This is a genomic window from Kitasatospora dryopteridis (assembly GCF_050749075.1).
In the GTDB taxonomy this organism is placed as follows: domain Bacteria; phylum Actinomycetota; class Actinomycetes; order Streptomycetales; family Streptomycetaceae; genus Kitasatospora.
The window spans coordinates 5,624,131-5,644,013 of the sequence record NZ_CP192749.1 but is presented as its reverse complement, the minus strand read 5'-3'; the positions used below and the strand labels follow the sequence as shown (position 1 = coordinate 5,644,013).

The window sequence follows — 19,883 nt, the reverse complement described above, 5'->3', positions numbered from 1 at the left end:
GCCGTCCCGGGGTGCACGGGGAGGTCAGCCCATGTGCGGGTAGCGGTAGTCCGTCGGCGGGACGAACGTCTCCTTGATCGAGCGGGTCGACGTCCAGCGCATCAGGTTCTGCTTGGCGCCGGCCTTGTCGTTGGTGCCGGAGGCGCGGCCGCCGCCGAAGGGCTGCTGGCCGACGACGGCGCCGGTCGGCTTGTCGTTGATGTAGAAGTTGCCGGCGGCCTGGCGCAGCACGTGCATGGCGTGCTGCACGGCCTCGCGGTCCTGGGCGATGATCGAGCCGGTCAGGGCGTACGAGGCGACGGACTCCATCTGCGCGAGCATCTCGTCGTACTTCTCGTCCTGGTAGACGTGCACGGCGAGGATCGGGCCGAAGTACTCGTCGCGGAAGTACTCGCTCGCCGGGTCCTCGCAGACCAGGACGGTCGGGCGGACGAAGTAGCCGACCGAGTCGTCGTACGTGCCGCCGGCCAGGACCTCGACCTTCGGGTCGGCCTTGGCGCGGTCGATCGCGGCCTTGTTCTTCGCGAAGGAGCGGTCGTCGATGACGGCGCCCATGAAGTTGGACAGGTCGGAGACGTCGCCCATGGTGAGCCACTCGACCTCGTCGCGGAAGTCGTCCTTCAGCTCGGCCCACAGGGAGGCCGGGACGTAGGCGCGGGAGAGCGCCGAGCACTTCTGGCCCTGGAACTCGAAGGCGCCGCGGGTCATCGCGGTCTTCAGCACGGCCTTGTCGGCGGACGGGTGGGCGACCAGGAAGTCCTTGCCGCCGGTCTCGCCGACGATCCGCGGGTAGGTGCGGTAGCCGGCGATGTTGGTGCCGACCTCGCGCCACAGGTGCTGGAAGGTGGCGGTGGAGCCGGTGAAGTGGATGCCGGCCAGGGCGGGGTGCTTGAGGGCGACCTCGGAGACGGCCAGGCCGTCGCCGGTGACCATGTTGATGACGCCCTTGGGGAGGCCGGCGGCCTCCAGCAGCTGCATCAGGTAGTGCGCGGCGAACTGCTGGGTGGGGGACGGCTTCCAGATGACCACGTTGCCCATCAGCGCGGGCGCGGTCGGCAGGTTGCCGGCGATCGCGGTGAAGTTGAACGGGGTGATCGCGTAGACGAAGCCCTCCAGCGGACGGTGGTCGCTGCGGTTCCACACGCCGTCCGAGGAGATCGGCTGCTCGGAGATGATCTGCCGGGCGAAGTGCACGTTGAAGCGCAGGAAGTCGACCAGCTCGCAGGGGGTGTCGATCTCGGCCTGCTGGGCGGTCTTCGACTGGCCGAGCATGGTGGCGGCGGCCAGGGTCTCGCGCCAGGGGCCGGCCAGCAGGTCGGCGGCCTTGAGGAAGATCGCGGCGCGGGAGTCGAAGGAGAGCGCCTGCCACGCCGGGGCGGCGGCGAGGGCGGCCTCGACGGCGTCCTTCGCGTCGTCCCGGGTCGCGTTGCGCAGGGTGCCGAGGCGGGCGGCGTGGTTGTGCGGCTGGACGACGTGGATCTCGTCGCCGCCGCCCATGCGGTGCTCGCCGCCGATGGTCATGGTGAGCTGGAGGGGCTCCTGGCCGCCCAGCTCCTTCAGCTTGGCCTCCAGGCGGGCCCGTTCCGGGCTGCCGGGGGCGTAGCTGTGGACCGGCTCGTTCACCGGCGCGGGGACCTGGGTCACAGCATCCATGGCGCGCACGCTCTCCTTCTCGTCATGGGGCCGGCGAGGGTCGCACGTCGGCCATGCGGCAACGCTATGCCGCGGGACGGGGCCACTTGATTGGCCGGGCCGCCAAAGTGCGGCCGATACCCTTGTACGTGTGAACAGACCCGCCGACCGGCCGAAGCCAGCCGCCCCGGTGCCGGCCCCGCCGCTGCGGGCCGCGCCGACGGGCGCCGTCCGGTGACCGCCGCCCCCGGCCTGCCGCTGCGGCAGCTGCTGATGTCCCTCGGCGAGCCGCTGGTCGAGCTGCAGGCCGCCCCCGCCGGCCTGGACGTGCCGGTGCGCGGCGTGGCGATCCTCGACCCGGAGGAGCCGCCCTCGGCCGGCCCCGGCGAACTGGTGCTGGCGATCGGTGTCCGCGGCCGGGCCGCGCTGCCCGTGCTGCGCGAGGCCGGCCGGGCCGGGGCCGCCGCGGTCGCCGTCAAACTGGACGCCGGGGGTCCGGCGGACGCGCTCCGCGAGGCCGCCGCGGAAGCCGGGGTGGCGCTGCTGTCGGTGCGCCCGGAGACCCGCTGGGACCACCTCGACGGGCTCGCCCGGATGCTCGTCGCCGGCCCGGACGCCCCGGAGGCGGCCGACTCCGACGCCGGCGACCTGTTCTCCCTCGCGCAGACGGTCGCGGTGCTCACCCACGGCGTGGTCTCCATCGAGGACACCACCAGCCGGGTCCTCGCCTACTCGCGCTCCTCCGACTCCGACGAGCTGGACGACCTGCGGCGGCTGACCATCCTCGGCTGGCAGGGCCCGGAGCCGTACCTGTCCAAGCTCCGCGAGTGGGGCGTCTTCCAGCACCTGCGCGGCTCCGACGCGGTCATCGAGATCGAGGCCCACCCGGACCTGGGCATCCGCCGCCGGCTGGCGATCGGCATCCGGGCCGGCGCCCAGCCGCTGGGCACCATCTGGGTGCAGGAGAGCGCACAGCCGCTCGCCGAGCAGGCCGAGCAGGCGCTGGTCGGCGCGGCCCGGGTCGCCGCCGGGCAGCTGGTGCGGCGGCGGCGCGAGCTGTCCGCGGACGTCCGGCTCACCCGCACCCTGCTCACCGGCCTGCTGGAGGGCTCCACCGGGCCGCAGTCGCTCGCCACCCACCTGGGCCTGGGGCTGCACCGCCCGGCGACCGTGCTCGCGTACGCGGCGGACTCCCCCTCCGAGGGCTCCGACCTGGAGCTGACCCGGGCCGAGGTGACCGGTCTGATCTCGGTGCACGCCGCGGCCCGGCACCGCGGCGCACTCCTCGCCCCGATCGAGTCCCGGGTGTACGTGCTGCTGCCCGAGCTGCCGCCGGGCCTGCCCGCGGCGACGCTGCGCGGCTGGGCGCAGGAGGTGGTCGACGCGGCCCGCGAGCACCTGGGGGTGCGGCTGCTGGCGGCGATCGGCTCCACGGTGGAGACGCTGGCCCGGGTGCCCGACTCCCGGGAGCAGGCCGACCGCATCCTGGACGCGATGGTCCGCGGCGGCGTCCCGAACCAGGTCGCGGCGCTCTCCGACGTACAGGCGGAGGTCCTGGTCAGCGAGGTGCTGGCGCTGCTGCAGGACCACACCCACCTGCGCGACGCGCGGCTCACCGCGCTCGCCGAGCACGACCGGAGGCACGGCACCCGGCTCGCCGAGTCCGTGCTCGCCTGGCTGGACGCCCTCGGCGAGGTGCGGGTCGCCGCGGACGCCCTGCACATCCACCCCAACACCCTGCGCTACCGGGTCCGCCGCGCCGAACAGCTCACCGGCCTGGACCTCGCCCAGCCGCAGCAGCGGCTGCTGGCGATGCTGCAACTGCGGCTGCCCGCCGAGGACGCCTGACGGGCGTCGACGACGGGCAGCGCACAGAGGGAGGGTCACCGGCCCCGCGGGGCGGCGGCGGTCAGTGGCGGCGCAGGCGGTGCCACGGACCGGTGATGGCGAGCATGATGCCCGGCTCCTGGATGTTGGCGAACAGCGTCTCGCCGTCGGCGGAGAAGGTGACGCCGGTGAACTCGCTGAACTCCGGCTCCTCCGCGGTGCCGAGGTTGAACTCGTTGCGGGCGATCGGGAAGGTCCGGCCGTCGTCCGTGGTGCCGAACAGGTGCTGCTGGCCCTCGCCGTCCTCGGCGATCACCAGGCCGCCGTGCGGGGAGACGGTGATGTTGTCCGGGCCGTCGTAGTTGCCGTTGTCCGCCCAGACGTCGGAGTTGACGCCGAGCAGCACCTTCAGGGTGACGGTGCGGCGGGCCGGGTTGTAGAACCACACCTGGCCGTCGTGCTGGACGGGGCTCTCCTCACGGGCGTAGCTCGCCACGAAGTAGGTGCCGCCGTCGCCCCACCACATGCCCTCCAGCTTGCGGGAGCGGGTGACCTCGCCGTCCTTGAACTGCTTGCGGACGGAGACCGTCTTCGCGTCGCGGTCCGGCACCTTCACCCAGTCGACGCCGTAGGTGGTGCCGATCTTCGTGGCCCGGGACAGGTCGTCGACCAGCTTGCCGTGCGAGTCGAAGCACTTGAAGGCCTCCAGCACGCCGGCGTCGTCGGCCAGGGTGCGGAGCTTGCCCCGGCCGTGGTGGAAACCGGTCGGCGGGGTCCAGCGGTACAGCAGGCCGTTCGGGCCCGACGCGTCCTCGGTCAGGTAGACGTGGCCGCGCTTGGGGTCCACCACGGCCGCCTCGTGCGGGTAGCGGCCGAAGGCCTTGATCGGCTTCGGGTCGCGGTTGGCGTCCTGGTCGTACGGGTCCACCTCGAAGATGTAGCCGTGGTCCTTGGTCATGCCGTTCTTGCCGGCCTTGTCCTCGGTCTCCTCGCCGGACAGCCAGGTGCCCCACGGGGTGGCGCCGCCCGCGCAGTTGGTGGAGGTGCCGGCCAGGCCGACCCACTCGCGGACCTGCCGGCCGCGCTTGGCCACCTCGACCACGGTGCAGCCGCCGGCCGCCGCCGGGTCGTAGACGAAGCCCTCCAGCAGCGGCACCGGGTGCGGCCAGCTGCTCCGCCCGCCCTTGAGCTCGTGGTTGTTGACGAGCAGGGTGGCGCCGTGCCGGCCGGGGAAGGCCGCCGTGCCGTCGTGGTTGCTCGGCGTCGACTCGCCGGTGACCAGCGTGGTCTTGCCGGTGTGGGTGATGATCCGGTACTTGAAGCCCTTGGGCAGGGCCAGGACGCCCTCCGGGTCCGGCACCAGCGGGCCGTAGCCGAGCGCGGTGTGCGCACCCTTCTCGGCCGGGGCGTCGCCGCCGGCCGGGGCCGCGATCGCGCCGGGCGCGGTGGCCAGTACCTCGGCGCTGCCGGCGATGAGGACACCGGCCCCGAGCATGGTCGAGCGGTTCACGAAGTCCCGGCGGGACAGCGACATGGTCGGTCACTCCTGAGGGTGGTGGCGTACGGGTGGGACGCGCAGCAGACTCGATGCGGCGGGTGAACCGAGCATGAATCAGGCACGGCTCCCCGGTGGTGTTTTGCCGTCCTCATTCGAAGGACGTCCTCAACCGGAGCACCGGCCCCGTTCCGGCTCGCCGGCCGTGCCGGGGCGACCCAAGCAGGCCCTCAGCGGCGCGCGCCCCGCCAGTCCTCCCACGCCTCCAGCCAGGCCTCCTCGGCCGCGTCCGCGCCGCCCGGGGCGCCGCCCGCCCACAGCCGCCCCCAGGCCCGCTGCGCGGCCAGGCTCGGCACCTCGCTGTCGAACGCCGTGTACCGGACGGACTCCGCCACCGCCGCCTCGCCCTCGGCGGTGCCCACCAGCCAGTCCGTGCGCTGCGCCAGCCTGGTCAGCTGGTTGACCATCGCGGACACCGCCTCCACGGCCTCCTCGCGGCTCTCCGAGGCCAGCCGCATCTGCTGCCGCACCGCGGCCTCCCAGCGCTCCGCCCCGGCCTCCCCGCGCAGCCTGCGGGGTATCCGGCCGGTACGGCGCGAGCACAGCTGCGCCTCCATGGCGAACGCCTCGTGGATGCCGTGCTCGACCACGGCGCGGTGCGCCTCCAGCCCAATGACGGCAGGCAGCTCCCGTTCCTCCACCGGCACGGCACGCCGCTGCTGACGTTCCGCCAGGCTCAGGGCCAGCGCGGTCCGGCCGCGGACGAAGGGCTCGACGTCGGTGACGCGGCGCAGCTCGACCCCGGCCGGCGGCAGCCCCCGCGCGATGACGGTGACGGCCACACCGCCCAGGTGCAGCCGCCCGGCCCAGATCGGGGCTCCCTCGGCGTCCCCGGCGCCGGGAGCGTCCGGGCGGCGGTCCTCGTGGATCTGCACCGGGCAGGGCTCGCCGTCGACGGTGATCCAGCCGCGCAGCGCCCTGGTCCGGCCCGGGCCGTCGCCCTCGTCGACGTCCAACTGGTCGTAGACGCGGTCGCGTTCGTCCTCGACGGCGTCCTCCAGCTCCGGCAGCGCCCGCTCGGGTCCGGCCGGGTCGGCGGGGCGGTGGGTGCGCACCGAGACGTACGGGCCCTGCGGGCGGCCCCAGTCCCCGGAGCGGAGCTCGACCCAGCCGAGCCGGCCGTCGACGACCTCGTACCCGGCCAGGCTGTCCCGGTCCGCGGCTCCGCGGGAGGGCAGGCCCTCGGCGGCGTACAGCGGGAAGTCCGCACCGGCCAGCACCCGGCGGTCCTGTGCCTCGTGCCCGGCCGGGGCGTCCTCGGGGTCGTGGGGCCTGCTCGCGCCCTGCCTCGTCATGCTCGCCGCACCCCCGGGTCCTCGCCGCGCCGTCCGCGGCGCCGCCGGGCCGACCCGACCACCGCACCGCGTCCGCCTACGATACGGGTCGGCGCACCTGGCGGGCCATCAGACCGCACGACCCGCCGACCGGCCGGGAACACCCGCCGGATGTCGGCGACGCTGCCTACCCTGAGCCGCATGACTTCGACCTCCGACTTCCCGGCCCGCATCAGCATCGTCACCCTCGGCGTCACCGACCTGACCCGCTCCACTGCCTTCTACGAGGCGCTCGGCTGGCGCAGGTCGGCGGCGTCCAGCCCGGAGATCGTCTGGTTCCGCACCGCCGACTCGGTGCTCGGCCTCTTCCCCGCCGAGGAACTGGCCGCGGACGCCGGGGTGCCCGCCACCGGCGAGCCGTCCTTCCGCGGGGTGACCCTGGCCGTCAACCTGGAGTCCCCCGCCGGGGTCGACGCCGCCCTGGCCACCGCCGTCAAGGCCGGCGCCACCGTCGTCAAGCCCCCCACCGCCACCTCCTGGGGCGGCTACTCCGGCTACTTCGAGGACCCGGACGGCCACCTCTGGGAGCTGGCCCACAACCCCTTCTTCCCCTTCACCGAGGACGGCAGCCTCGACCTGCCGTAAGCCCGGGGCGTGCGAAGAACGGTCGGGCACCCCCTGCGGGGTGCCCGACGGAGGTCCGGCGCCTACCCGTGCCCCTTCTGGGACTTGGCCTTGAAGGCGGCCTTGCGGGCCTCCTTGGCGACCTGGCGGTCGAGGTGGAGTTCGCCGACGGTGTCGAGGACCTGTGCGGTGTAGGGGTGCGGTACCCGCCAGAGTTCGCCGAAGTAGCTGGCCGGGTTGTCGGTGACCGGGAGGCCGGCGACCAGGTCGCGGAGCTGGGCGGCGTCGCCGCGGGTGGCGAGCAGGACGGCGGCGAAGTGGTCGACCGTCCCCCAGAGGACGTCCGAGCGCTCGGGGGCGGGGTAGTCCTTGCCGTGGGTGCGCAGCAGTTCCCGGGCGATCCCGCCGAGCTCCGGGTCGTCGACGAACTCGGCCAGGGCGGTGTCGCCCGGCTCGCCGAGGGAGATCACCGCGGCCATGGTGTACAGCCGCCGCACCGGGCTGTACGCGTCCAGCCCGCGGGAGGCGGCGAGGAGTTCGCGGGCGGCCGCCACCGGCTCCCGGCGGGCCAGCCACACCTCGATCTCCCGGTCCGGCATGACGTTCGGCGATTCGGCGAGACTGCGCAGCAGGGCCGCGGCGTCGCCCTTGGCGAGGTCGCCGATCAGCGGCGCGTCGTACCCGTCGGCGATCAGCCACTCGCGGACGCCGTACTGGCCGAGCGGGGTGAGGCGGACGAGGCCGAAGCGGGCGGCGTCCTCGGCGGTCGCCTCCCGCTCGGGCACGGCCTCGGCGGGCTCCTCCTCTTCCTCCTCGAAGAGGTCCGGGTCGATCGGCTTGTGCTCGACGACGCCGAGTTCGGCGAGGTCGGCGAGCATGGGGTCGAGGGTGACCATGATGTCGGTGATCTCGCCGAGCATCTCCTCGTCCGGCTCCTCGCCCTCGGGCACCACGAGGAGGGCGGCGAGCACGCCGAGCGGCACGGTCTCGTCGCCGGGCTCGGCGAAGGCGGTGAGCTCGTAGAGGACGTGCATCGCCTCGTCGAGGAGTTCGGCGGCGGCCTCGCTGGCCTCCTCCACCTCGGCGAGGCCGGTCTCGGCGGCGTCCTCGTCCTCCTCCGTGTCCGGGGTCTCACCCTCGGGGTCGAGGGAGTCGGTGTCGACGGCGAGCTCGCGGACGATGCCGGCGGCGGTGAGCCACAGGTCGAGGACGATGGCGGGGTCGCCGGCCTCGGCGTCGGCCGCCTCCTCCATGGTGACGGCGACGTGCTCCCCGGCCTGGGTGGTGCCGAGCTCGATCAGGTCGAGGTCGCAGGCGAGCGACCAGGCCCGCACCACCTCGACCACGGCCTCCTCGGTCACCTCGCCGTCCTCGGGGGCGAGGCCGAGCAGCCGGGCGGCCGGGGCGCGGTCCTCCTCCACCAGGTCGCCGAACTCGTCGACCACGCGGTGCGGGGCGGACCAGCGGGCCAGCTTCACCGCGTGGGCGACCAGCGGGACGGCCAGGGCGGCGGCGGCGAGCTCCTCCTCGGGCGGCAGCGCGATCGGCGGGACGAGCACCGCGGTGTCGTCGAGGTCCTCGTCGTCCTCGTCGCGGCCACCCGCCCCGTACAGCTCGGCCAGGTCGTAGTCGGCCGGCAGCAGGCTCTCGGCGGGTGCCGCCTGCGGCCCGGACCGGGCCGGGTGGTCAGGGGTGTTGCGGCGTCGTCCGGCCATCGTTGGCGATCTCCCGTGTGGCTGTGTTCCGGCCAGGGCCTGTCGCGTGTCGGCCCATCCACTCAGCGTATCGGTCGCCGCGCCCCGCCGCCGTGCCCCGGGGGCGCGCGCCGCCCCGGGTGTGACGGAAAACCGCCGGTGGACGGGGGTTCGAGCGGGCGGAGGGCCGTGCACGACCGCGTAAACTGCTGCGGGCGCCGTGCACACCCCGCGCGGGCCCCCGGGCAACGAAGCCCCCCCTTCCCTCCGCTCCCGGCTCCGGGCCGGAGGGCCAGCATGCCCACCGCTCCCCCGGGCTCCGTGCCGCGGCCGCCACCCCTGGCCCCGTCGGTCCCGGTGGTGCCTTGCCACAGGAGACCCCTGCCATGGCGGACCTCTCCCCCGCCGGCCCCGGCCTGCGCTCCGCGCAGTTCCCCGGGCGCCGACTGTCGGAGGCCCTGCTCCCCCCGGAACTCGCCCCCCGCGCGCAGCTCCGGCTCTCCGCGATCAGCCGCTGGAACGCGCTGCGCGGCATCCGCGTCGGCCTGGTGGCCGGCGCCCTGCTGCTCCTGCTGATCGGCGCCAACCTGGCCACGCCGATCTACCCGCTGCTGCAGCAGCGGCTCGGGCTCACCCCGCTGCACACCACCGTGCTGTTCACGGTGTACGTCTTCGCGATCGTCCCGGTGCTGGCGGTGGTCGGCCACTGGTCGGACCACCTGGGCCGGCGGGCGCTGATCCTGCCGGCGGTGGCCCTCGCCGCGGTCGGCGACCTGCTCTTCGCGAACGCGCAGGGTTTCGCCCTGCTGGTGGCCGGCCGGGCCGTGCAGGGTGTCGCGGTGGCCCTGGCGACCGGTGCGGCCGGCGCCGCCCTCGGCGACCTGCTGCCGGACCGCCCCTCGCTGGCCGCGAAGCTGACCCTGGCCTGTTCGGCGGGCGGCGTGGCGGCCGGCCCGGTGGTCGGCGCCGCCCTGTCGACCGGCGCGGACCCGCTGCCGGCGCCCTTCCTGCTGCACGCGCTGGCGCTGCTGGCGCTGTGCGTGCCGCTGGCACTGGTGCACCCGCGGATGCCCGGCCGGGAGCGCCCGCCGGCCTCGCCGCCGCGCATCACCACCCCGGCCCACCTGCGCCCGCAGCGGCTGCGGCTGCCGCGCCGGGGCCGCCGTACCTTCCTGCTGGCGGCCGGCGCGGGCTTCGTCTCGTACGCGGTGTTCGGGGTGTACCTGTCGCTGGCGCCGGCCTTCGCGGCCCGGCTGCTGCACTCGGACTCGCACCTGACCGGCGCGGTGGTGGCGGCGCTGCTGCTGGGCTCGTCGGCGGCCGCGCAGCTGCTGGTGCCGCCGACCGCGGACCGGCCGGTGATCGCGCTCGGCCTGACCGGCCTGGCGGCCGGGCTGGCGCTGGTGGTGGCCGCCGGGTACTCGGGCACCCCAGCGCTGCTGTTCATCGGCAGCGTGCTGGGCGGGTCCTGCCAGGGGGTGGCGTTCCGGTCGCTGTTCACCTCGGCGGTGGCCGCGATGGACCCCGAGCGCCGGGGCAGCGAGATGTCCGCGCTGTGGGTGATCGTCTACCTGGGCAGTTCGCTGCCGATCGTGCTGGTCGGCTGGCTGACCCAGCGCTACGGCCTGCTGCCCGCGGTGAGCGGGTTCGCCGCGGTGGCGGCGGTGGTCTGCATCGGGCTGGCGGGCGCGGTGCTGCTGCCGCGGGGCGCGCGCAGGCCGTAGTAGTCGTCGTCGTCGTAGTCGACGAAGGACCGGGAGATCCCGCCGATCAGGCCGAGTACCAGGAAGAGCACGACCAGCGCCTTGGCGCCGCCGGAGAGGATCAGCGGCCGGGTCGCGGAACGGGCTGCCGCCACCGGGGGCAGCCCTTCGTCGCCGAAGAGCCGCTTGGGGTAGGCGGAGGTGAGCATCAGCGCGTAGGCGCTGAAGCGCATCGCGTAGCGCAGGGTCGCTGCCGTCGCGGCGAACAGCGGCTCGGGCATCCGGCCGAGGATCAGCGCGATCAGCCAGATGATGAGGGCGATGGCGTACCAGCCGCTGAGCGCCAGGCTCTGCACGATCGCCGCGGGGATCATCAGGATCAGGCGGAAGAACACGGCGAGCCGGTTCAGCTCGCCGGGCCGCAGTTCCACCCGAACGGGGTACTCCTCGGGCCGCCAGGCGAACGGCGGGTAGTCGTCGACCAGCAGCATGGCGGAGGCCCGCACCCGGGTGTCCCAGCCGACGAAGCCGGAGAGGTACTCCTCGATCGGGTCGGGCAGCCGGCCGATGAACAGGGCGCCGAACCAGCCGACGATGACGGCCGGGATCGCCAGCACCGACAGCACCCACACCACGATGAACTGCGGGATCAGCAGCAGCCAGCGCAGCAGGATCGTCCACCGGCGCTGCGGTGCGGCCTTGGGGACGTCCAGCTCGGGGAGGAACTCCGTCGGGCCGACGCCCTGGGGGACCTGCCAACTGCCCGTCGTCACGGTGTGCTCCCTGTACGTCGACCGGTGCGGACGAGGGAATGACATTCCCGGTCGGCACGGGCGGCGACACCTGACCGGACCCGTACGGCCCAAAGCCGGGAAGCAGGAACGCCGCCGCCCCCGGCCCTGGTGGGCGGGGGCGGCGGCGTTCACCGCATGGCGGCGCGGACTCAGACGTTGAAGCCGAGCGCGCGGAGCTGGTCGCGGCCCTCGTCGGTGATCTTGTCCGGGCCCCACGGCGGCATCCAGACCCAGTTGATCCGCAGGTCCTTGACGAGGCCGTCGGTGGCGGTCTTCGCCTGGTCCTCGATGACGTCGGTCAGCGGGCAGGCCGCCGAGGTGAGCGTCATGTCGACGGTCGCCGTGTCGTCCTCGTCGATGTGGATGCCGTAGATCAGGCCGAGGTTGACCACGTCGATGCCGAGCTCGGGGTCGACGACGTCCATCAGGGCCTCGTGGAGGTCCTCGACGGACACCGTGCCGGCGCTGGTGAAGGCGACCGGGGTGTCGGCCTGGGGCTCGGCGGCCTGCTCGGCCGGGGTCTCGCTGTCACTCATGGGAGTCCGTCCGTTTCAGTCGTTGATGGCGGGCTGCTCGCCCAGGGCCTTGGCCGTGGCGTCCTTCCAGGCCATCCAGCTGAGCAGCGCGCACTTGACCCGGGCCGGGTACTTGGAGACGCCGGCGAACGCGACCGCGTCCTCCAGCACCTCCTCGTCGCCCTCGGCCTGGCCCTTGCTCTGCATCAGCTCCAGGAAGGCCTCCTGGACGGCCTGGGCCTCGCCGACGGTCTTGCCGACCACCAGGTCGTTCAGCACCGAGGCGCTGGCCTGGCTGATCGAGCAGCCCTGCGACTCGTAGCTGACGTCCGCCACGGTGGCGCCGTCGAGCTTCACCCGCAGGGTGATCTCGTCGCCGCAGGTCGGGTTGACGTGGTGCACCTCGGCGTCGCCCTCCCGCAGCCCCTTGCCGTGGGGGTTGCGGTAGTGGTCCAGGATGATCTCCTGGTACATCGAGTCGAGCTTCATCCCGTCACCTCAGCCGAAGAAGTTGCGGACGTGGTGCAGGCCGTCGATCAGCGCGTCGACCTCGCCCGGCGTCGAGTACAGGTAGAACGACGCCCTGGTGGTCGCCGGAATTCCGTACCGCAGGCAGACCGGCCGCGCGCAGTGGTGGCCGACGCGCACCGCGATGCCCTGCTCGTCGAGCACCTGGCCCACGTCGTGCGGGTGGATGTCGCCGAGCGTGAAGGAGATCGCGGCACCGCGGTCCACGGCCGTGCGCGGGCCGATGATCCGCAGGTCGGGGACGTCCAGCAGGCGCTCGATCGCGTACTCGGTGATCGCGTGCTCGTGCGCGGCGATCTTGTCCATGCCGATGGCCGACAGGTAGTCGACGGCCGCGCCGAGGCCGACCGCCTGGGCGATCGGCGGGGTGCCGGCCTCGAACTTGTGCGGCGCCGGGGCGTAGGTGGACGAGCCCATGGTGACGGTCTCGATCATCTCGCCGCCGCCGAGGAACGGCGGGAGGTCCTCCAGCAGCTCCTGGCGACCCCACAGCACGCCGATGCCGGTCGGGGCCAGCATCTTGTGGCCGGTGAAGGCGACGAAGTCGGCCTCCAGCGCCTGCACGTCCAGCACCATGTGCGGGGCGGCCTGCGAGGCGTCGATCACGACCAGCGCACCGACCGACTGGGCCTTGCGGACGATGGTCTCGACCGGGTTGAGCGTGCCCAGCAGGTTGGAGACCAGGGTGAAGGAGACCACCTTGGTCTGCTCGGTGATCAGCTCGTCGATGTTCGACAGGTCGAGCCGGCCCTCGTCGGTCAGCCCGAACCACTTCAGCTTCGCGCCGGTGCGCTGCGAGAGCAACTGCCACGGGACGATGTTGGAGTGGTGCTCCATCTCGGTGATCACGATCTCGGCGTCCGCGTCGACGCGGTAGGGCTCGTCGGCCCAGCCGAGCATGTTGGCGACCAGGTTGAGCGACTCCGAGGCGTTCTTGGTGAAGATCACCTCGTCCCGGCTCGGCGCGTTGACGAAGGCCGCGACCTTGTCGCGGGCGCCCTCGTACAGCGCCGTGGCCTCCTCGGCCAGCACGTGCACACCGCGGTGCACGTTGGCGTTGTGCCGCTCGTAGTACGCGTTCAGCGCCTCCAGCACCTGGCGCGGCTTCTGCGAGGTGGCCGCGTTGTCCAGGTAGACCAGCGGCTTGCCGTCGTGCAGCATGCGCTGCAGGACGGGGAAGTCCTTGCGGATCGCGTCGGTGTCGAGGAGCCCGGTCAGCGCCGAGCCGGTATGAGTCGTCGTCACTCGGAAGCGCCGCCCTTCACGTAGCTCTCGTAGCCCTCTTCCTCCAGCTTGTCGGCCAGCTCCGCACCGCCGGACTCGACGATGCGGCCTGCCGCGAAGACGTGGACGTAGTCGGGCTTGATGTACCGCAGGATGCGGGTGTAGTGGGTGACCAGCAGGGTGCCGACCTCGCCGGTCGAGCGGACCCGGTTGATGCCCTCGGAGACGATGCGCAGCGCGTCGACGTCGAGGCCGGAGTCGGTCTCGTCGAGGATCGCGATCTTCGGCTTGAGGAGCTCCAGCTGGAGGATCTCGTGCCGCTTCTTCTCACCACCGGAGAAGCCCTCGTTGACGTTGCGCTCGGCGAAGGCCGGGTCCATCTGGAGGGCGGCCATGGCCTCCTTGACCTCCTTCACCCAGGTGCGCAGCTTGGGGGCCTCGCCGCGGATCGCGGTGGCGGCGGTGCGCAGGAAGTTGGAGACGGAGACGCCGGGGACCTCGACCGGGTACTGCATGGCCAGGAAGACGCCCGCGCGGGCCCGCTCGTCGACGGACATCGCCAGCACGTCCTCGCCGTCCAGCAGCACCGAGCCGCCGGTCACGGTGTACTTCGGGTGCCCGGCCAGCGAGTAGGCGAGGGTGGACTTGCCGGAGCCGTTGGGGCCCATGATGGCGTGGGTCTCGCCCTGCTTCACGGTCAGGTCGACGCCGCGGAGGATCTCGCGCGGGCCGGACTCGGCCTCGACGGAGACGTGCAGGTCGCGGATTTCAAGCGTTGCCATGTGTACTCAGGACTCCTGGTTGACGGAGACGAGCACATCGTCCCCTTCGATCTTTACGGGGTAGACGGCGACCGGCTTGGTGGCGGGCAGCCCGGACGGCTTGCCGGTGCGCAGGTCGAAGCTCGATCCGTGCAGCCAGCACTCGATCATGCAGTCGTCGACCTCGCCCTCGGACAGCGAGACGTTGGCGTGCGAGCAGGTGTCGTTGATGGCGAAGACGCCCTCGTCGGTGCGGACCACCGACACCGGGACACCGTTGAGCTCGACCCGGCGGGGGACGTCCTCGGCCAGGTCGCTCAGCGAGCACGCACGGAGGAAACTCATGCGACGGTCGCTTCCAGCTCGGCCTCGATCTTCTCCATGAGGTGCTCCTGGATCTCGGCGACCCCGATCTGCTGGACGAGCTCGGCGAAGAAGCCGCGGACCACCAGGCGGCGGGCCTCCTCGGCCGGGATGCCGCGGGCCTGCAGGTAGAACAGCTGCTCGTCGTCGAAGCGGCCGGTCGCGGAGGCGTGGCCGGCGCCGACGATCTCGCCGGTCTCGATCTCCAGGTTCGGGATCGAGTCGACCCGGGCGCCGTCGGTGAGCACCAGGTTGCGGTTGTGCTCGTAGGTGTCGGTGCCGACGGCGGCGGCGCGGATCAGCACGTCGCCGACCCAGACCGCGTGCGCGTCCTGGCCCTGCAGGGCGCCCTTGTACACCACGTTGGAGCGGCAGTGCGGGGTGTCGTGGTCGATGACCAGACGGTGCTCCAGGTGCTGGCCGGCGTCGGCGAAGTACAGGCCGAACAGCTCGGCCTCGCCGCCGGGGGCCGCGTAGGTCACCCGGGGGTGGAGGCGGACCAGGTCGCCGCCGAAGGTGACCACGACGGACTTGAAGGTGGCGTCGCGGCCGACCAGGGCGGTGTGCTGGGCGGCGTGCACCGCGTCGCGCTCCCAGTCCTGGACGGAGACGAAGGTCAGCTTCGCGCCCTCGCCGACGAGCAGCTCGACGTTGGCGGCGCGGGTGCCGGTGCCGGTGTGGTTGATCACCACGACGGCCTCGGCGAACGGCTTGACGTCGACCACCACGTGGGCGAAGCGGACGCCGCCCTCGCCGTGCACGTCGATCTTCACCGGCTCGGTGAGCACCGCCTCCTTGGGGACGGTCACCACCAGGGCCTGCTCGAAGGCGCTGAACGCCTGGGCGGCGACCCGGTCGACCGGCTTGCCGGCGGTGCCCAGGCGGGCGTCGTCGCGGCCGACGGTCTCGGCGGTGACGCCGTCCGGCAGGGCCAGCTCCAGCTTGTCCTGGCCGGTGGCGCCCTCGGCGGCGGTGCCGTCGTGCAGGCCGTTCAGGCGGTGCAGCGGGGTGAACCGCCAGTCCTCCTCGCGGCCGTGCGGCACGGGGAAGTCGTTCACGTCGTAGGACGGCTCGACCGAGACGCGGGCGTCGATCGGCTGCTGCACGGCGGTGCTGCGGCCGGTGCCGGGGCCGGCCAGCTGCGCGCCGGCGCCGGCGGTGCCGACCTCGATCGAACCGGCGGTGGTGGCACCGCTAGGGGTGTTGACGTCAGCCATGGCTGTCGTAGTGCTCTCTTCCTGGGAAACGGGACGGACGGGGGCGGCGGGGCGGCGTCAGCCCACCGCACCTTCCATCTGCAGCTCGATCAGCCGGTTGAGCTCCAGCGCGTACTCCATCGGCAGCTCGCGCGCGATCGGCTCGACGAAGCCGCGGACGATCATCGCCATGGCCTCCTGCTCGGTCATGCCGCGGCTCATCAGGTAGAAGAGCTGGTCCTCGCTGACCTTGGAGACCGTCGCCTCGTGGCCCATGGAGACGTCGTCCTCGCGGACGTCGACGTACGGGTACGTGTCGGAACGGGAGATGGTGTCGACCAGCAGCGCGTCGCAGAGCACGTTGGACTTGGCGCCGTGCGAGCCCTCGCCGATCTCGATCAGGCCGCGGTACGAGGTGCGGCCGCCGCCGCGGGCCACCGACTTGGAGACGATAGACGACGAGGTGTTCGGCGCCATGTGCACCATCTTGGCGCCGGCGTCCTGGTGCTGGCCCTCGCCGGCGAAGGCGATGGACAGGGTCTCGCCCTTGGCGTGCTCGCCCATCAGGTAGACGGCCGGGTACTTCATGGTGACCTTGGAGCCGATGTTGCCGTCGACCCACTCCATGGTCGCGCCCTCGTACGCCACGGCGCGCTTGGTGACCAGGTTGTAGACGTTGTTCGACCAGTTCTGGATGGTCGTGTAGCGGCAGCGGCCGCCCTTCTTGACGATGATCTCGACGACCGCGGAGTGCAGCGAGTCCGAGGAGTAGATCGGCGCGGTGCAGCCCTCGACGTAGTGGACGTAGGCGTCCTCGTCGACGATGATCAGCGTCCGCTCGAACTGGCCCATGTTCTCGGTGTTGATCCGGAAGTAGGCCTGCAGCGGGATGTCGACGTGCACGCCCTTCGGCACGTAGATGAACGAGCCGCCGGACCACACCGCGGTGTTCAGCGCGGCGAACTTGTTGTCACCCGCGGGGATGACGGTGCCGAAGTACTCCTTGAAGAGCTCCGGGTGCTCCCGCAGGGCGGTGTCGGTGTCCAGGAAGATGACACCCTGCTGCTCCAGGTCCTCGCGGATCTGGTGGTAGACGACCTCGGACTCGTACTGGGCGGCGACACCGGCGACCAGGCGCTGCTTCTCCGCCTCCGGGATGCCCAGCTTGTCGTACGTCGCCTTGATGTCGGCGGGCAGGTCCTCCCAGGACTCGGCCTGCTTCTCGGTGGAGCGCACGAAGTACTTGATGTTGTCGAAGTCGATGCCCGACAGGTCGGAGCCCCAGGTCGGCATGGGCTTCTTGCCGAAGAGCTTCAGGCCCTTGAGACGCAGGTTGAGCATCCACTCGGACTCGTTCTTCTTCGCCGAGATGTCGCGCACGACCTCCTCGCTGAGACCGCGCTTGGCGACCGCGCCGGCCTCGTCGGAGTCGGCCCAGCCGTACTCGTAGGTGCCCAGGCCCTCGAGCTCGGGGTGTGCGATGTCAGTCATGCGAATTTCCTCCGCGCGGACGAGCCGTTTCATTGGGGGACGTACCGGCAGTCGGCACGGCACCGGGCGCCCGCTCGGCGGACGACGGTGCGGCACCGGATGCCGGCACATAGGTGGTGCAGACCCCGTCGCCGTGGGCGATCGTGGCCAGCCGTTGCACATGGGTGCCCAGGAGCTGCGAGAAGACCTCGGTCTCGGCCTCGCAGAGCTGCGGGAACTGCTCGGCGATGTGCGCGACCGGGCAGTGGTGCTGGCAGAGCTGGGCGCCCGCCGGGGCTTTCGCCGCCGCGGCGGAGGGCACACGCCGCACCGTCGCAGCGTACCCGTCGGCGCTCAGTGCCTCGGCGAGCGCCTCGGCGCGATGGCCGGCCGCGGCCTGCTCCAGGCTGCTCAGGTACTTCTGGCCCTGCTTGGCGAAGCGGGCCCGGGCGAAGGCGGCGACCGCCTCCTCGCCCGCCTTGCCGCCGCCCACCGACTCCGAGATCCAGCGCAGGGCGTCGGCGGCGATCTGGTCGTACGCCTGGTAGAAGGCGTCCCGGCCGGATTCGGTGAGGGCGAACACCTTCGCCGGACGGCCGCGGCCGCGGCTGCCGTACACGCGCTGCTCACGGGACTCGACCAGGCCGGAGGCGGCCAGCGAGTCGAGGTGGCGGCGGACGGCTGCGGCGGTCAGGCCGAGGCGGCTGGCCAGGTCCGCGGCCGAGGACGGGCCGTGGTCGAGGATCGAGCGGGCGACCCGGTCCCGGGTCGCCCGATGGCCCTCCAGCAGGACCTCTGCCGCCGTCGCGGGCACGGCGCAGCCCGGGGCCGTCTCGGCCGCCCCGTCCTGTGCTGAGTACTCGCGCATGTTTTTCACAACACCATTGTTGCGTAATTCGTTCCGGCGGAACAAGCCGTGATCCACGCCTCAGCGGTGTCCTCAATCACGCAGGTAAGGCTTACCTGAGCTGCGCCGACGGGGTCGGCGGCCCGGTGTCCGGGGCCCGGTGGGCCGCCTCTTACACTCGCCGGTATGCGACTCGAACCCGCCGTAGAGGTGGCCGGGCTGGTCAAACGGTACGGCGAGAAGACGGCCGTCGACGGCCTCGACCTCACCATCGCCCGCGGCACCGTCACCGCCGTGCTCGGCCCGAACGGCGCCGGCAAGACCACCACGATCGAGACCTGTGAGGGCTACCGCCGCGCCGACGCCGGCACCGTCCGGGTGCTCGGCCTCGACCCGGTCGCCGACGCCGCGGCACTGCGCCCGCGGATCGGAGTCATGCTCCAGGCCGGCGGCGTCTACCCGGGCGCCCGCGCCGTCGAGATGCTGCAGCACACCGCGAAGCTGTACGCCGACCCGCTGGACGTCCCCGAACTGGTCGAACGCCTCGGCCTCGGCTCCTGCGGGCGCACCGCCTACCGCCGGCTCTCCGGCGGCCAGCAGCAGCGGCTCGCCCTCGCCATGGCCGTGGTCGGCCGCCCCGAGCTGGTCTTCCTGGACGAACCCACCGCCGGCCTGGACCCGCAGGCCCGCCGCGCCACCTGGGAGCTGGTCCGCGAGCTGCGCCGCGACGGCGTGACCGTGGTCGTCACCACCCACCACATGGACGAGGCCGAGGAGCTCGCCGACGAGGTCGCCATCGTCGACCACGGCAGGGTCGTCGCCACCGGCACCCCCGAGGAGCTGTGCCGCTCCGAGGCCGGGGTGCGCTTCGGCGCGCCCGGCGGGCTCGACCTGGCCGGCCTGCGGGCCGTGCTGCCGGCCGGCGCGGTCGCCGTCGAGCACGCTCCCGGCGCGTACCGGGTGGACGCCCCGGTCGACCCGCAGCTGCTCGCCGCCGTCACCGCCTGGTGCGCGGAGGCCGGCGTGATGCCGGAGGGGCTGGCCGTCGGACGGCGCAGCCTGGAGGACGTCTTCCTGGAGCTGACCGGACGGGAGCTGCGCTCGTGACCGACTACTCGCCGCGGTCGGGCGCCGCCCCGGTCGGCCGGATGCTGCTGGCGCAGACCGCGCTGGAGACCCGGATGCTGCTGCGCAACGGCGAGCAGCTGCTGCTGACCGTGATCATCCCGACCGTGCTGCTGGTGCTGTTCAGCGCCGTGGACATCGTCGCCGCGGACGGTCCCGGCAGGCGGGTCGACTTCCTGGCGCCCGGGCTGCTGGCGCTGGCCGTGATGTCCACCGCCTTCACCGGGCAGGCCATCGCCACCGGGTTCGAGCGCCGCTACGGCGTGCTGAAGCGGCTCGGCGCCACCCCGCTGCCGCGCTGGGCGCTGCTCACCGCGAAGACCGGCTGCGTGCTGGTCACCGAGGTGCTTCAGGTGGCGCTGCTGACGGTGATCGCGCTGGCGCTCGGCTGGTCGCCGCAGGGCAGCCCGCCGGCCGTGGCGGGGCTGCTGGTGCTCGGCACCGCGGCCTTCTCGGGCCTCGGCCTGCTGATGGCGGGCACGCTGAAGGCGGAGGCCACCCTGGCCGCGGCGAACCTGGTGTTCGTCCTGCTGCTGCTGGTCGGCGGCGTGGTCGTGCCGCTGTCGCGCTTCCCGGAGGCCGTCCGGCCGGTGCTGGAGCTGCTGCCGATCAGCGCCCTGTCGGACGGGCTGCGCTCGGTGCTGCAGTACGGCGCCGGGGTGCCCTGGTCGGACCTCGGTGTGCTGGCCGTCTGGTCGGTGCTGGGGCTGGCCGCGGCGGCGCGGTTCTTCCGCTGGGAGTGACTCCCGGT

General features: G+C 72.9%; 18 protein-coding genes. 5 read left to right on the top strand and 13 right to left on the bottom strand.

The window, feature by feature from the left end:
* Window positions 1–24: 24 nt before the first annotated feature.
* Window positions 25–1,653 (bottom strand): L-glutamate gamma-semialdehyde dehydrogenase, encoded by a 1,629-nt coding sequence (gene pruA / locus ACQ614_RS25435; protein ID WP_363492355.1) that lies wholly within the window; start codon window positions 1,651–1,653, stop codon window positions 25–27.
* Window positions 1,654–1,866: 213 nt separating this feature from the next.
* On the opposite strand from pruA, the gene ACQ614_RS25430 reads away from it, so the two are divergent.
* Entirely contained in the window at window positions 1,867–3,480 is a 1,614-nt protein-coding gene (locus tag ACQ614_RS25430) for a PucR family transcriptional regulator (protein ID WP_431680982.1), read from the top strand.
* Window positions 3,481–3,541: 61 nt separating this feature from the next.
* On the opposite strand, the gene ACQ614_RS25425 is transcribed toward ACQ614_RS25430, so the two are convergent.
* Window positions 3,542–4,993 carry an alkaline phosphatase PhoX gene (locus ACQ614_RS25425; protein ID WP_431680981.1) on the bottom strand — a complete coding sequence of 484 codons (1,452 nt, stop codon included), beginning with the start codon at window positions 4,991–4,993 and terminating at the stop codon, window positions 3,542–3,544.
* A 191-nt stretch (window positions 4,994–5,184) separates the two neighbouring features.
* The gene (locus ACQ614_RS25420; RefSeq protein WP_431680980.1) at window positions 5,185–6,309 is read right to left on the bottom strand and encodes a hypothetical protein; all 1,125 of its coding nucleotides are present in this window, start codon (window positions 6,307–6,309) and stop codon (window positions 5,185–5,187) included.
* 180 nt (window positions 6,310–6,489) lie between these two features.
* Between ACQ614_RS25420 and ACQ614_RS25415 the strand changes: the two genes are divergently transcribed.
* Entirely contained in the window at window positions 6,490–6,933 is a 444-nt protein-coding gene (locus tag ACQ614_RS25415) for a VOC family protein (protein ID WP_431680979.1), read from the top strand.
* Between the two features lie 62 nt (window positions 6,934–6,995).
* Here ACQ614_RS25415 and ACQ614_RS25410 read toward each other — a convergent pair whose 3' ends face one another.
* Window positions 6,996–8,627 (bottom strand): hypothetical protein, encoded by a 1,632-nt coding sequence (locus ACQ614_RS25410; RefSeq protein WP_431680977.1) that lies wholly within the window; start codon window positions 8,625–8,627, stop codon window positions 6,996–6,998.
* A 365-nt stretch (window positions 8,628–8,992) separates the two neighbouring features.
* Here ACQ614_RS25410 and ACQ614_RS25405 point away from each other — a divergent pair, with 365 nt between their 5' ends.
* Window positions 8,993–10,330, top strand: coding sequence for an MFS transporter (locus ACQ614_RS25405; protein WP_431680976.1), 1,338 nt, complete (start codon window positions 8,993–8,995; stop codon window positions 10,328–10,330).
* Here the strand turns inward: ACQ614_RS25405 and ACQ614_RS25400 are convergent.
* From ACQ614_RS25400 to ACQ614_RS25360, 9 genes are all read right to left on the bottom strand, one after another.
* A complete protein-coding gene (locus ACQ614_RS25400) occupies window positions 10,225–11,082 on the bottom strand; it encodes a DUF4389 domain-containing protein (protein WP_431680974.1) in 858 nt (285 codons plus the stop codon). The genes ACQ614_RS25405 and ACQ614_RS25400 overlap by 106 nt on opposite strands.
* Before the next feature lie 170 nt (window positions 11,083–11,252).
* Window positions 11,253–11,639, bottom strand: a complete 387-nt coding sequence (locus ACQ614_RS25395) for a metal-sulfur cluster assembly factor (RefSeq protein ID WP_431680973.1) — start codon at window positions 11,637–11,639, stop codon at window positions 11,253–11,255.
* Window positions 11,640–11,654: 15 nt separating this feature from the next.
* Window positions 11,655–12,107: a Fe-S cluster assembly sulfur transfer protein SufU gene (gene sufU / locus ACQ614_RS25390; RefSeq protein WP_431680972.1), complete on the bottom strand. Its 453-nt coding sequence runs from the start codon at window positions 12,105–12,107 to the stop codon at window positions 11,655–11,657.
* Window positions 12,108–12,116: 9 nt separating this feature from the next.
* Window positions 12,117–13,391, bottom strand: coding sequence for a cysteine desulfurase (locus ACQ614_RS25385; protein WP_431680971.1), 1,275 nt, complete (start codon window positions 13,389–13,391; stop codon window positions 12,117–12,119).
* Entirely contained in the window at window positions 13,388–14,152 is a 765-nt protein-coding gene (gene sufC / locus ACQ614_RS25380) for a Fe-S cluster assembly ATPase SufC (RefSeq protein WP_431680970.1), read from the bottom strand. The genes ACQ614_RS25385 and sufC overlap by 4 nt, the downstream gene beginning before the upstream one ends.
* Before the next feature lie 6 nt (window positions 14,153–14,158).
* Window positions 14,159–14,476 (bottom strand): bifunctional 3-phenylpropionate/cinnamic acid dioxygenase ferredoxin subunit, encoded by a 318-nt coding sequence (locus tag ACQ614_RS25375; protein ID WP_363492340.1) that lies wholly within the window; start codon window positions 14,474–14,476, stop codon window positions 14,159–14,161.
* The gene (sufD, locus tag ACQ614_RS25370) at window positions 14,473–15,711 is read right to left on the bottom strand and encodes a Fe-S cluster assembly protein SufD (protein WP_431680968.1); all 1,239 of its coding nucleotides are present in this window, start codon (window positions 15,709–15,711) and stop codon (window positions 14,473–14,475) included. Before sufD ends, ACQ614_RS25375 begins: the two co-directional genes overlap by 4 nt.
* A gap of 57 nt (window positions 15,712–15,768) precedes the next feature.
* Window positions 15,769–17,181, bottom strand: a complete 1,413-nt coding sequence (gene sufB / locus ACQ614_RS25365) for a Fe-S cluster assembly protein SufB (protein WP_431680966.1) — start codon at window positions 17,179–17,181, stop codon at window positions 15,769–15,771.
* Window positions 17,174–18,028 (bottom strand): helix-turn-helix transcriptional regulator, encoded by an 855-nt coding sequence (locus tag ACQ614_RS25360; protein WP_263103268.1) that lies wholly within the window; start codon window positions 18,026–18,028, stop codon window positions 17,174–17,176. Before ACQ614_RS25360 ends, sufB begins: the two co-directional genes overlap by 8 nt.
* Window positions 18,029–18,193: 165 nt before the next feature.
* Between ACQ614_RS25360 and ACQ614_RS25355 the strand changes: the two genes are divergently transcribed.
* Together ACQ614_RS25355 and ACQ614_RS25350 are read left to right on the top strand one after the other, a co-directional pair.
* Entirely contained in the window at window positions 18,194–19,114 is a 921-nt protein-coding gene (locus ACQ614_RS25355) for an ABC transporter ATP-binding protein (RefSeq protein ID WP_431680964.1), read from the top strand.
* 41 nt (window positions 19,115–19,155) lie between these two features.
* On the top strand, window positions 19,156–19,875 hold the full coding sequence (locus ACQ614_RS25350) for an ABC transporter permease (protein ID WP_431684023.1): 720 nt from the start codon (window positions 19,156–19,158) through the stop codon (window positions 19,873–19,875).
* Window positions 19,876–19,883: the final 8 nt, after the last annotated feature.